Annotated in this window: 11 protein-coding genes; 5 read left to right on the forward strand and 6 right to left on the reverse strand. The window is 67.7% G+C overall.

The genetic code is table 11. From position 1 onward, the window contains the following. Window positions 1–51 precede the first annotated feature (51 nt). On the forward strand, window positions 52–702 hold the full coding sequence (locus U5A67_RS39350) for a TetR/AcrR family transcriptional regulator (protein ID WP_205987782.1): 651 nt from the start codon (window positions 52–54) through the stop codon (window positions 700–702). Between the two features lie 12 nt (window positions 703–714). Here U5A67_RS39350 and clpP read toward each other — a convergent pair whose 3' ends face one another. Beyond that, entirely contained in the window at window positions 715–1,359 is a 645-nt protein-coding gene (clpP, locus tag U5A67_RS39355) for an ATP-dependent Clp endopeptidase proteolytic subunit ClpP (protein ID WP_321818611.1), read from the reverse strand. A 221-nt stretch (window positions 1,360–1,580) separates the two neighbouring features. On the opposite strand from clpP, the gene U5A67_RS39360 reads away from it, so the two are divergent. Further along, window positions 1,581–2,540, forward strand: a complete 960-nt coding sequence (locus U5A67_RS39360; RefSeq protein WP_321818610.1) for a sigma-70 family RNA polymerase sigma factor — start codon at window positions 1,581–1,583, stop codon at window positions 2,538–2,540. Here U5A67_RS39360 and U5A67_RS39365 read toward each other — a convergent pair. From U5A67_RS39365 to U5A67_RS39375, 3 genes are all read right to left on the reverse strand, one after another. Beyond that, window positions 2,537–3,811: an EAL domain-containing protein gene (locus U5A67_RS39365; protein ID WP_205987779.1), complete on the reverse strand. Its 1,275-nt coding sequence runs from the start codon at window positions 3,809–3,811 to the stop codon at window positions 2,537–2,539. The two genes, U5A67_RS39360 and U5A67_RS39365, sit on opposite strands and share 4 nt — an antisense overlap. A gap of 264 nt (window positions 3,812–4,075) precedes the next feature. After that, window positions 4,076–5,542 (reverse strand): multidrug transporter subunit MdtD, encoded by a 1,467-nt coding sequence (gene mdtD / locus U5A67_RS39370; RefSeq protein WP_205987778.1) that lies wholly within the window; start codon window positions 5,540–5,542, stop codon window positions 4,076–4,078. Between the two features lie 104 nt (window positions 5,543–5,646). Continuing rightward, the gene (locus U5A67_RS39375) at window positions 5,647–7,098 is read right to left on the reverse strand and encodes a PLP-dependent aminotransferase family protein (protein WP_321818609.1); all 1,452 of its coding nucleotides are present in this window, start codon (window positions 7,096–7,098) and stop codon (window positions 5,647–5,649) included. A gap of 213 nt (window positions 7,099–7,311) precedes the next feature. On the opposite strand from U5A67_RS39375, the gene U5A67_RS39380 reads away from it, so the two are divergent. Both U5A67_RS39380 and U5A67_RS39385 read left to right on the forward strand, forming a co-directional pair. Next, window positions 7,312–7,686 carry a DUF2917 domain-containing protein gene (locus U5A67_RS39380; protein WP_321818608.1) on the forward strand — a complete coding sequence of 125 codons (375 nt, stop codon included), beginning with the start codon at window positions 7,312–7,314 and terminating at the stop codon, window positions 7,684–7,686. Window positions 7,687–7,793: 107 nt separating this feature from the next. Next, the gene (locus U5A67_RS39385; RefSeq protein ID WP_321818607.1) at window positions 7,794–9,212 is read left to right on the forward strand and encodes a CoA transferase; all 1,419 of its coding nucleotides are present in this window, start codon (window positions 7,794–7,796) and stop codon (window positions 9,210–9,212) included. Window positions 9,213–9,249: 37 nt separating this feature from the next. Here U5A67_RS39385 and U5A67_RS39390 read toward each other — a convergent pair whose 3' ends face one another. Beyond that, window positions 9,250–9,996, reverse strand: a complete 747-nt coding sequence (locus U5A67_RS39390; protein ID WP_205987774.1) for a GntR family transcriptional regulator — start codon at window positions 9,994–9,996, stop codon at window positions 9,250–9,252. A 166-nt stretch (window positions 9,997–10,162) separates the two neighbouring features. Here U5A67_RS39390 and U5A67_RS39395 point away from each other — a divergent pair, with 166 nt between their 5' ends. Next, window positions 10,163–11,008 carry an aldo/keto reductase gene (locus tag U5A67_RS39395; protein ID WP_321818606.1) on the forward strand — a complete coding sequence of 282 codons (846 nt, stop codon included), beginning with the start codon at window positions 10,163–10,165 and terminating at the stop codon, window positions 11,006–11,008. Between the two features lie 280 nt (window positions 11,009–11,288). Here the strand turns inward: U5A67_RS39395 and U5A67_RS39400 are convergent. After that, the coding region (locus U5A67_RS39400; RefSeq protein WP_321959819.1) for a hypothetical protein at window positions 11,289–11,511 on the reverse strand (223 nt) is incomplete at its 5' end.

Below are 11,511 nucleotides of genomic sequence, written 5' to 3' on the forward strand. Positions count from 1 at the left end.
ATGTGAGGATAGCCTCACATATGATACATGAATATGAGGGAGGGCTCAGATATGGCGGCAACACCGCTGCGGCCAGGCGCCGTTGCAAATAGCGCACCGAAGGAAGCGGGGCGCCGCGTGCCGCGTCAGGAGCGCGCTGCGCGCACGGTCGAGGCGCTGCTCGACGCGGCGGCGCAGGATTTCGCCGAGCGCGGTTTCGAGGGCGCGACCATGACGCAGATCGCGCAACAGGCGGGCGTGTCGATCGGCGCGGCGTATCAGTATTTCCGCAACAAGGATGAGCTTGCGCTGGCGCTGCGTCAGCAATATGGCAACGACATGGATGCGCGCTGGAGCACCTTTATCGAGGCGCAGGCCGATGCGCCCGCGCTGCCGCCCGCCCAGCTCGCCGAGCGCCTGTTCGACATGATGGTCGATCTGATGGACACGTACCCGGCGTATTTGCCGCTGCTGTCCGCGTCGCTCGATTTTCGCCGCGATGCGGCCGCGCGCAACAAGCTGCGTCAGCGCTTCTCGACGCTGTTCCGTCGCTATAACGAAGCGCTGTCCGCCGACGAGGCATACCGCATCGCCGAAGTCATGCTGCAGGTCGTCAAGAGTCTGAACCCGCTTTATGCGGCCGCCAAACCCAGGGAGCGCAAGCTGCTGGTCGCCGAGTACAAAGGCGTGCTGGCGGCGTGGCTGGCGGTGCGGCTGGTCTGACCGTGGTGGCGGCTAGCGCGGCGTCTGTTCGTCGCGCGTATGCAGCACACGGTCGATCAGTCCGTATTCCGCCGCGGCTTCGGCGGACATGAAGTGGTCGCGGTCGGTGTCGCGCACGATCTGGCCGATATCGCGGCCCGTGTGTGCGGCTAGCATCGCGTTGAGCCGCTCGCGCTGATACAGCACCTCGCGCGCCTGCACCTCGACATCGGCGGCCGTGCCCTGGCTGCCGCCCGACGGCTGATGGATCATGATGCGCGCGTTCGGGAGTGCGAAGCGTTTTCCGTGCGCGCCCGCGGCGAGCAAAAACGAGCCCATGCTGGCCGCGAAACCGGTGCAGAGCGTGGAGACATCGGGCTTCACGAACTGCATGGTGTCGTGGATCGCCATGCCGTCGTAGACCGAACCGCCCGGCGAATTGATATAGAGACTGATGTCTTTTTCCGGATTTTCGGCTTCGAGAAACAGGAGCTGGGCGACCACCACGCTTGCGGTCTGCTCCGTCACCGGACCGATGAGAAACACGATGCGCTCGCGCAGCAGCCGCGAGTAGATGTCGTAAGCGCGCTCGCCGCGCCCCGAGGTCTCGATGACGGTCGGCACGAGATTGAGCGCACGTGGCGCGATTGCTGCATGATGCTGGACGTTGGCGTGCATGTGAGGCCTCGCGAAGCGGTGGTTTTCGATGGATCGGCGAAAGCGGCGCGATGTTTGCGCCACTGCCTCGAAGACGCTTGCCGCCAGGCCCGTGTGACGGAAATATTTTTGCGCGTGCCTGTCACATCGGCGGCGCGCCGGACGTCATAGGGGCGAAGGGCGGCACGGGCCGTCCACCAAAACAGGGCGCGAGTCACGCGCCAGGCGAAGGAGCGACGCGCATGACGGTGATCGATGCAATACGCGATGAAGTGAACGGATTCGAGGCGCCGCAGTGGGACGAAGCGCGCCGCGCGGCGGTCTTCGGCAAGGAACGCGCGCGGTTGCTGGCGCTGGCCACGCGCGTGCTCGGCAGCCGCGCCGAGGCCGAAGATGTCGTGCAGGACGCGTGGTTTCGCTGGCGTGACGCCGATGCCGCAGCGGTGCGCACGCCGCAGGCGTGGCTCGCGACGGTGACGGTGCGGCTGGCGATCGACCGCTTGCGCAAGCTGCGCCGCGACAGCGCCGCGCAAGACGGGCTCGCTGGCGAGCTTGCCGGGCTCGACGGCTGTGCGCCATCGGCGGAAGAAACAGGCTTGCGCGCCGCGCATCTTTCGGAAGCGTTGCTGATGTTGCTCGAACGGCTCGCGCCGCTTGAGCAGGCGGTATTCGTGCTGCGCGAGGCGTTTGAATGCGATTACGCCGAGATCGCCGCGCTCACCGGCTGCACGCTCGTGCATTGCCGCCAGATCGTGCATCGCGTGCGCGGGCGACTGGCGCGCGATGCCGCGCCGCAAGCCGCGCCCGCCGATGCCGCGCAGCACGCGCGCACGCTCGAGCGTCTGCGCGATGTGCTGCATGCGCAGGATCGAATCGGTCTGATGGATTTGCTCGGTGTGACGGCGACGGCGCTGGCCTGCGCGTCGGGCGGCGCACCACGCGCGCTGCGCGCCGAAATGCTCGCGCTGGACGGCGAGCCGGGCATCGCGCTACTCGCCGCGGATGGCGAACTGGCCGCCTGGCTGCACGTGCGCGAAGCCGACGACGGGCAAGGTTTCATGCCCGTGATCTGCGCAGCCGGAGCGGGCGTCGTGCGAGGCGCGAATCGTCAGTTCGGCGGCGCAGCGGTACGCACGCTGCTGGCGGGATACGCGAGCGCATCGCCAACGGAATTTGCCACCGCCTTCGCCGTGTTCGCCTAGCCCCGCTGCGCGGCGGCTTCCCAGTTGATGTCGACGCATAGCACCTGCAGGCCATGCGCCGTCTGCGCGGCGATCGACGCCGTCACGCACAGGTGCGCCTCGTTGATCGAGAGATAGGGCGGCGTGAACTGCACGTTGCCCGGCGACTTCATCGCACCGATAAAGTAGGGCCGGCGTTCCCAGCTCGCGCCTTCGGAATGCAGCAGCGGCCGGAAGCGCTTGGCGCGCTGCGAAGTGCGGCCGTCCGGCAGCACGTTGTCGCCGATCTGGCGGCCCGAGGCGTCCAGCAGGAAGCTGCGCGCCGTTTCGGCGAGCCCGAGCAGCGGCAGCGTGGCGTCGCTCATGCTCGCCCCGGCGGCCAGTTGCGCCGCCGCCGCTTCGAGCGCGCTCACATACGGCGCGAGGCGGGCGCTCTGGGCGCGTTCGCGCGCGCTCACGCGCTCGCGCAGACGCGCCGACAGATCGTCCATCAGATGCGCCGCCTTGGCGGGCGGCACCGGCTCCACGTCGGGCCGCGCGAAATACGCGCCCTGCACGAAATCGGCGTTGCTTTCCAGCGCGATCAGCGCGTCGCGTTCGGTCGACAGACCGCCCACCATCACCAGCTGACCGGACTCGTGCAGCATCGACACCAGCCCCGGCAGCACGCGCTCGATATGCGCGTGGCGGCTCGCCTGGGCGAGCAGGCTGCGGTCGAGCGTGACGATATCGGGGCGCAGTTGCCAGACGCGGTCGATGTTCGAATGCTTGGCGCCGAAGCCGTCCAGCGCGATCACGAAACCGGCCTTGCGCAGCGCGTCGATGATTTCGGCGAAACGCGAATTCTCGCCGCCCGCCTGTTCGGACACTTCCAGCACCACGCGCTGCGGCGGCAGGCCGAGTGCCTTGATGCCGGCGAGCAGGGCGTCGCCGTAACTCGTGTCCATCAGCGCGGCGGGATGCAGGCTCAGGAACAGCCATTCGTCATGCGAATCGAAGGCGTTGAAATTGCCCAGATGCAGCGATTCGGCCAGACGGCCGAGTTCGAGCAGATCGCCACGCCGCGCGGCCTGTGTGAAGACCTCCTGCGACGGCACCTGCTGGCCATGTTCGTCGTGCGCGCGCAGCGACGCGTGATAGCCGATCGCACGGCGGTGGGCGACCGAAAACACCGGCTGGAACACACTGAAAACGGTGTATCCGCCGTAGAGCACGGTGCGCCGGGCGCCTTCTTCACCCGCGACGGGGCGCGACTGATAGCCGGGGGGATCGAGGTCGATCATGCTGTTCATAGGCCTGAATGGCGCGCGCTCTGGGTGTCCCGGAAGCGTTTCCGGACGATGCGCGCGATCCTCAAGTTTACATTACTGGATAGCCGTGCAAAAAGTATGCGCGTTCAGACACAAGGCGGATCAGACGATCCGCCTTGAATAAACGGCGTTTTGAGAGGGCTTGCGGTGGCCTGGCGGCGCATGGTCGCGGCCCGCAGGCACTTGCCCGGCGCGCCGCGTGCACTGTTGCGGTGCGGGTGTGCCCGCTGGTGCGCTCAGGTTCGTTCAGGTGCGCTCGGACGGATCGGTGCGCTTCGTCGTGCGGCGCACGTCGTTGGAGAGCTGGGCAAAGATCCACGACGAAGCCGCCGTGATGACGCCCACGCAGACGAAGGTCGCATGGAACGCCGGGATCACGTTCGAAGCCGTCATATGGCCGATCAACCCGGTGAAGGTCGTCAGCATCGCGCCTGCCACCGTCACGCCCAGACTCATCGACAGCATCTGCACGAGCGAGAACAGGCTGTTGCCGCTGCTTGCGCCGCCCATGCCCAGATCCTTGAGCGTGAGCGTGTTCATCGCCGTGAACTGCATCGAGTTGACGCCGCCGAACACGGCCAGTTGCACGATGCGCAGCCACAGCGGCTCGTTCGGCGTGGAAAGCGCGAAGCTCGCCATCATCAGCCCGACCAGCACCGTGTTGACCACCAGCACGCGCCGGTAGCCCACGCGCGTGATCAGATACGTCACGAGCCGCTTGGAGCCCATGCCGGCCGCCGCGACCGGCAGCATCATCAGGCCGGCTTCGAACGGCGTATAGCCGAGCGCCACCTGCAGCAGTAGCGGAATCAGATACGGCATCGCGCCGCTGCCGATGCGCGCGAACAGGTTGCCGAGCAGCCCCACGCTGAAGGTGTGGATCTTGAAGAGTTCGAGCGAGAAGATCGGCCGTGGCGAGCGTTGCGCGTGCAGCCCATACGCCACGAACGCCGCGAGCGAGACGATCAGCAGCACCAGCACGACGGCCTGCGGAATGCCCAGTTCGGAGCGGCCGTCGAGCGCGAACGAAATCGTCACCATGCCGACGACCAGCAGCAGATAGCCCGGCACGTCGAACTTGCCCGTATCCGGATTGCGGCTGTCGGGCATGAAGATGAAGGTGAAAATGCAGCCGATGATGCCCACCGGCACGTTGATCAGAAAGATCCAGTGCCACGAGGCGATCTGCACGAGCCAGCCGCCGAGCGTCGGGCCGATCAGCGGGCCGATCAGGCCGGGAATCGCCACGAAGGACAGCGCGGGCAGATAGCGTTCGGCGGGGAAGGTGCGCAATACGGCCAGGCGCCCGACCGGCAGCAGCATCGCGCCGCCCACGCCCTGCGCGATGCGCGACAGCACAAGCTGATTGAGCGTGTGTGCGCTCGCGCACAGCAGCGAGCCGACCGTAAACACGAAGATCGCGCCGAGAAACACCCGGCGCGTGCCGAGTTTATCGGCGAGCCAGCCGGAAACGGGGATCATGACCGCCATCGTCAGCGAGTAGGCGATCACCACCGATTGCATGCGCAACGGCAATTCGCCGAGACTCGTCGCCATCGCCGGCAGCGCCGTGTTGACGATGGTCGAGTCGAGCGTCTGCATGAAAAAGCCCGTCGCGACGATCCACAACATCACCGACAGCGAGCGCGGCGAAGGCGTGAGCGTGGACGAAACGCCGGACGAAAGATCGGACGCGTTGCTGGGATCGGACATAAGCACCGGGCAGGCTGTGGCTGGCAGCCGTCATTGTAGAGAACCCGGCGTGCTCGCGCGCTTAAGCCTGAGTCCGAGTTCGAGCCCGGCGGCGCGCCTGTCCGCTAGCCCGGCAGGCGCGCCGCCGCCGCGAAGAAGGCCTGCGCGCGCGGGTCCAGCGCGAATGCGGCGTTGATGCGCAGCCACGGGCTCGGTTCGCCGTGCGGGCGGAAGTGGCTGCCCGGCGACGCGCTCACGCCGAACGGCTCGCCGCAGGCCACGAGCCGCGCCGAATCTTCGATATGCGGCACGCGCGCCCACACGAACTTGCCGCCCGTGAGCTGATGCGCGCGGCCGCTCGCTGCGCCGCCGCTTGCGCTGGCCGGCCCGCCGAACAGTTCCCAGCCATGCTCTTCGAGCGAGCGCGTGGCGCTGCCGAGCGCTTCGGTGATGCGCCGCCGCAAGCGATCCAGATACTTGCGATAGGCGCCGCGTTCGAGCAGCGTGGCCGCCACGGCCTGTGTGAAGCGCGAACCGCAGATGCTGGTGAGCGCCTTGATCGCCGCGAGATCGCGCACGACCGCCGGGCTCGCGACCACATATCCGACCCGCAGCGACGACGACAGCGTCTTCGACAATCCGCCCACATACATCACATGTTCGAACTGGTCGAGCGCGGCGAGCCGGTCGGTGGGATCGGTCTGGAAATCGGCGTAAATATCGTCTTCGACGATGGTGAAAGCGTGTTCGCGCGCGAGTTGCAGCAGGCGGAACGCCACGGGCGGCGAGATCGTCGTGCCGGTCGGGTTGTGGAACACCGTGTTGACGAAGAAGGCGCGCGGGCGATGCTGCGCGAGCAGCGTATGCAGATGGTCGAGATCGGGGCCGTTCGCGTTGCGTCGCACGCCAACCAGCCGCAGCCCGTGCAGCTTCAGGAGTCCGTAGAGATTGTAGTAACCGGGGTCTTCCACGAACACCGTGTCGCCGGGCTTGAGCATGTAGCGGATCAGCAGATCGAGGCCTTCGCTCGCGCCTTCGGTCAGGAGAATCTGCTGCACTTCGGCGGCGATGCCCAGCGGCGCGAGGCGGTTGCGCAGATGTTCGCGCAGCGTCGCGTCGCCCAGCGGCGAACCGTAATCGATCAGGCTCGACGGATCGGTGCGCGAGACATGGCGGATCGCCTGGCCGATCGCATCGACGTCGCGCCATGCCTGCGGGACCGAGCCGCTGTCCAGTTGCAGCGTCTCGCCGGGGCGGTTCAGATTGGCGAGCAGATGGCCGGTTTCGTCGGCGGCGTTCGAGACGTCGCAGGTGCCCATGCCGGCCATGCCCGCGCGCGCGTACTCGCTCACGAAAAAGCCCGAACCGTGGCGCGAATCCAGCCAGCCGAGCGACACCAGCCGGTCGTAGGCCTCGATCACCGGGAAACGGCTGATCTGGTAGTCGGCGGCGAACTGGCGGATCGACGGCAGGCGCGCGCCCGGATGCGCCGAGCGCGAGCGAATCCAGCTTTGCACGCCAGCGACGATCTGCTCGGTGAGCGGGACGTTGCTGGCGCGGTCGAGGTCGAGTTTCATGCGGGTCCCGGGCGGTGAAAGCGGTGAAGAACGAGGCAAGTGTCCGGTTTTTTGACTGGACAGTTCCGGGTGAACTGTTCGGAACTGTGCATGGGATCGGCGGACACCGAGGGCAATAATGCTCCCATCCGGAACACGCTTCAAGGCGCAATTTGCGGGGCGCAAACGCCACGCTCCAGCCGCCCGGGAAGCGCTTTGGCAAGGAGCGAGGCAATGCGCGAAATCCGAATTTTCGAACTGGAACAGGGCGAACCCGCCGAAACGTGGCGGCTCGACCAGGCGATGCAACTGCATGTGAGCGAGGGCGAACTCTGGCTGACGATCGGCGGCGACGCGCACGATTACTGGCTGCGCGCGGGCGAGTCGATCGAACTCGCGGCGGGCGCACGCGTGTGGCTGAGCGCGGGCGGCGTGGGAAACAGCGAAGGTAAGGGCGCGCGCTTCGTGCTCGCGCTGGGCGGCGCGTCGGCGCGTTCTGCTGTGTCGATGAAGGCGCCGCGCGGCGGCGCGGGCGTGGCTGCCTGGGTTGCGCAGGCGCTGCGTTTGCGTGCGGTGCAGTGGCCGTGGAGCACGCGCCCGGCGAGCTGACTCACGGCGAGCTGACGCGCGGCGTTGATTATCCCGATCAAGATTGATCGCGATGGGGCGCTGCCCGTAACCTGAGCGGACTTCATTCAAGCCCACAGGATTGCGCCATGACGCCCCGCAACGCGCTCGAACACCTCTGGAAGCTGGCCCATCCGCAAGATGGCCAGCACGCTTCTGACGCTCGCGCCGCGCTCGATCTGATCGATGTGCGCGGCGACGATCCCGGCCTGCCATCGGTATTCCGTGTCGGCACGCTGGCGGCGGCTTCGATCGGCGCGGCGGGCCTGGCGGCTGCGCGTCTGCATGCGCTGCGCGGCGGCCCCGATCAACGCGTGTCGATCGACGTGCGCCGCGCGCTCGCGGCGTTTCGCAGCGAACGCTATCTGAGCGTCGATGGCGGCGCGCCGTTCGAGTTGCGGCATCCCGTGACGGGCTACTTCGAAACGCGCGACGGCCGCTGGGTCCAGTTGCACGCGAACTTCCCGCATCATCTGCACGGCATTCTGCGTGTGCTCGGCTGCGGCGATAGTCACGACGATGTCGCGCGCGCCATCCGCGCGAACTGGGATGGCGCGACGCTCGACGCCGCGCTCGCCGAAGCCGGTCTGTGCGCGGCGCTCGTGCGCTCGCCCGCCGAATGGGCCGCGCACGAGCAGGCGCAAGCGGTGGCGAGTCTGCCGCTGTTCGACATCGAACGCATCGGCGAGGCCGACGCGCCCGCGCTCACGCCCGGCGCGCGTCCGCTCGAAGGCGTGCGCGTGGTCGATCTCACGCGCATCATCGCCGGGCCGGTGGCGGGGCGCACGCTCGCGCATCATGGCGCCGACGTCATGCTCATCAACGGTCCGCATCTGCCGAATATCGCGCCGCTCGTGATCGACAACGGGCGCGGCAAGCGCTCGGCCACGCTCGATCTGCGCGAGGCAAGCGAGCGCGCGCAGCTTCACGCGCTCATCAAGGACGCCGATGTGTTCCTGCAAGGCTATCGCCCCGGCGCGCTGGCCGCGCACGGCTTCGCGCAGGAGCAACTGGCGCACGAGCGGCCGGGCATCGTCTGCGTGTCGATCTGCGCGTATTCGCATCGCGGGCCGTGGCGCGAGCGGCGCGGTTTCGACAGTCTCGTGCAGTCGGCGAGCGGCATCGTCTGGGAGGAAAGCGCGGCGGCGGGCGGTTTCGGCTCGCTGCGTCCGCTGCCGTGTCAGGCGCTCGATCATGCAACCGGCTATCTCGCCGCGTTCGGCGCGATGGTGGCGCTGGCGCGTCGCGCGCGCGAAGGCGGTAGCTGGCACGTGCGCGTGTCGCTCGCGCAGACGGGCCGCTGGCTGCAGTCGATGGGAATGATCGCGCACGGACAGCAGGCGCCCGAGGTGAGCGCCCAGGATCTTGCCGATTGCCTCGAAGAAACGCCGACGCCGTTCGGCCGCGTGCGCGCCGTGGCACCCGCCGAACAACTCGAACGCACGCCGGCGTTCTACGCGCGTGCGTGCGTGCCGATCGGCACCGACCAGCCGCAGTGGCGCGCGTGAAGCTGCGGCGTTCGCAGCGTGCTGCGCGCTCGATACCTTACTTGCGCAGTTCCGCGACGAAGTCGTAGTAATCGTTGCGGCAGTACGTATCGGTCAGCTCGATGGCGCGCTGATCGGCGGTATAGCCCACGCGCGTGATGAGCAGCAGCGCTTCGTTGGGCGCGATGCTCATCTGCTTCGCAATCTCTTCGCTCGCGTTCACCGCGCGGAAGTGCTGCAGCGCGCGCACGATCGACAGGCCGCGCTGCTCCAGAAAGCTGTAAAGCGAGTCGCCGATCGCGTTCGGGTCGGGAATCAGCGCGGCCGGGAAGGTCGAATTCTCGACCGCCATGACGATGCCGTCGGCCAGACGCAAGCGCTTCAGACGCGTGACGGCGGCGGCGGGCGAGAGGCCCAGCTGGATCACTTCATCGCGGCTCGCGGGCTGGATCTCGCGCGAGAGCCAGCGCGAGCTGGGCGTGAAGCCGCGCTGGCGCAGCATCTCCGAAAAGCTCGTCAGACGCGACAGCGGATCTTCGTAGCGCGGCGTGATGAAGCTGCCCGCGCCCTGGGTGCGGCGAATCAGACCTTGCTCGACCAGCAGCGCGATGGCCTTGCGCGCGGTGATGCGCGAAACGCCGAGCGCATCGGCGAGCACGCGTTCGGAGGGCAGCGCCTCGCCGGCGGCCCAGCGATTCTCGTGAATCGCATCGCTGAGCTTGCGGGCGAGTTGCAGATACAGCGGCGTGTCGTTGTCCGGGTCCGGGCGCAGGCCGCGCCAGCGGTCTTCCGTGGGAGCGTTCATGGGAGGCAGGCATGGAAGGCGAACGTCGATTTTATGACATCGCCGCGGCTGCGCGGAAATGACCGGCTTATCGTCCGACGCATGAAGACGCGCCGCATGAGGCGCTACACTGGCCCTTCGCTGCGCGCACGGCGCAGACGTGGCTTTGCATCGAAAGGACGACAACATGACGACCGATATCGCCAGCATCGCCTTGCCCGGCGGCGAACGCATCGCGAAGCTGGGACAGGGCACCTGGGAGATGGGCGAGCGCGCAACGCGGCGCGCCGACGAAATCGCCGCGCTGCGCGAAGGCGTGGCGCTGGGCATGACGCTGATCGACACCGCCGAAATGTACGGCGACGGCGCAACCGAATCGCTCGTCGGCGAAGCGCTCGCGGGCCTGCGCGAGGAGGTGTTTCTCGTCAGCAAGGTGTATCCGCATAACGCCAGCCGACGCGGCGTGGAGCGTGCCTGCGAGGCGAGCCTCAAACGTCTGGGCACCGACCGGCTCGATCTGTATCTGCTGCACTGGCGCGGCGGCGTGCCGCTGGAGGAGACCGTCGCGGGTTTCGAGGCGCTGGTGCGCGCGGGCAAGATCCGCTACTGGGGCGTCAGCAATTTCGACACCGAGGACATGGAAGAACTCGTCGGGATTCCCGGCGGCGACGCCTGCGCGATGAATCAGATCCTCTACAACGTGGCGCGGCGCGGTGCCGAATTCGATCTGCTGCCGTGGAGCGCGCAAGAGGGCGTGCCGGTGATGGCGTATAGCCCCGTCGATCATGCGCGGTTGCCTAAACGTTCGCCACTCGACGATATCGCGGCACGGCACGGCGTTTCGGTGTATCAGGTCGCGCTGGCGTGGGTGCTGCGTCAGCCGGGCGTGTGTGCGATTCCGAAGGCCGCGCGCGTCGAGCATGTGCGCGACAACCGCGCTGCGCTCGATCTCGTGCTGGATGCGCAGGATTACGCCGCGCTCGACGCGTACTTCAAGCCGCCGCGTGCGAAGCGTGCGCTGGAGATGCTGTAGGTTTGGTCGGGCGAGGGGAGAAAGCGCGAAGCGCGCACGAGGGAAGGCGAGGGGGCTCGCGAGTGCGCGCTGCGTCGTGAACGATCGACGAACGATCGTCGATCAGGGTAGGGCAGACCGGTTGGCCAGCAGACAAAGCTGCTGGCCATGCTCCGGCCACCGGCGGCGGCTTCCGGCCGGGGGACCGGAAAACCGCCGCCGTTGCTGCCTGGAGTGGCGTGACCGGCCGTCACGCCAATTCGGGGTGGCAGCAGCGGGGCTTGCGCACCGCCGTGCGAGTTCAATGACTGCCGCCATTGCCGCCACCGTGGCCGCCGCCGCTCCCGCCGCCCGGGCCGCCCGACGAACCACCCTTGCCGAATCCACCGCCACCGAAGCCGCCTCCGAATCCACCGCCGAAGCCGCCTCCGAATCCACCACCAAAGCCGCCGCCGTGACCACCGCTGCCGGAGCCGCTGCCGCTCGATCCGCCGCAACCGCAGCCGCCGCTAGATCCGACAACG

It is taken from the genome of Paraburkholderia sp. J69-1, from assembly GCF_905220255.1.
In the GTDB taxonomy this organism is placed as follows: Bacteria; Pseudomonadota; Gammaproteobacteria; order Burkholderiales; family Burkholderiaceae; genus Paraburkholderia.

Bases quoted from the DNA above. Each gene is read 5' to 3' on its own strand.
- U5A67_RS39360 (WP_321818610.1), top strand. From the start codon at position 1,581: ATGACGGTGATCGATGCAATACGCGATGAAGTGAACGGATTCGAGGCG.
- U5A67_RS39350 (WP_205987782.1), top strand. From the start codon at position 52: ATGGCGGCAACACCGCTGCGGCCAGGCGCCGTTGCAAATAGCGCACCG.
- U5A67_RS39375 (WP_321818609.1), bottom strand. From the start codon at position 7,098: ATGAAACTCGACCTCGACCGCGCCAGCAACGTCCCGCTCACCGAGCAG.
- mdtD (WP_205987778.1), bottom strand. From the start codon at position 5,542: ATGTCCGATCCCAGCAACGCGTCCGATCTTTCGTCCGGCGTTTCGTCC.
- U5A67_RS39395 (WP_321818606.1), top strand. From the start codon at position 10,163: ATGACGACCGATATCGCCAGCATCGCCTTGCCCGGCGGCGAACGCATC.
- U5A67_RS39390 (WP_205987774.1), bottom strand. From the start codon at position 9,996: ATGAACGCTCCCACGGAAGACCGCTGGCGCGGCCTGCGCCCGGACCCG.
- U5A67_RS39365 (WP_205987779.1), bottom strand. From the start codon at position 3,811: ATGAACAGCATGATCGACCTCGATCCCCCCGGCTATCAGTCGCGCCCC.
- U5A67_RS39385 (WP_321818607.1), top strand. From the start codon at position 7,794: ATGACGCCCCGCAACGCGCTCGAACACCTCTGGAAGCTGGCCCATCCG.
- U5A67_RS39380 (WP_321818608.1), top strand. From the start codon at position 7,312: ATGCGCGAAATCCGAATTTTCGAACTGGAACAGGGCGAACCCGCCGAA.
- clpP (WP_321818611.1), bottom strand. From the start codon at position 1,359: ATGCACGCCAACGTCCAGCATCATGCAGCAATCGCGCCACGTGCGCTC.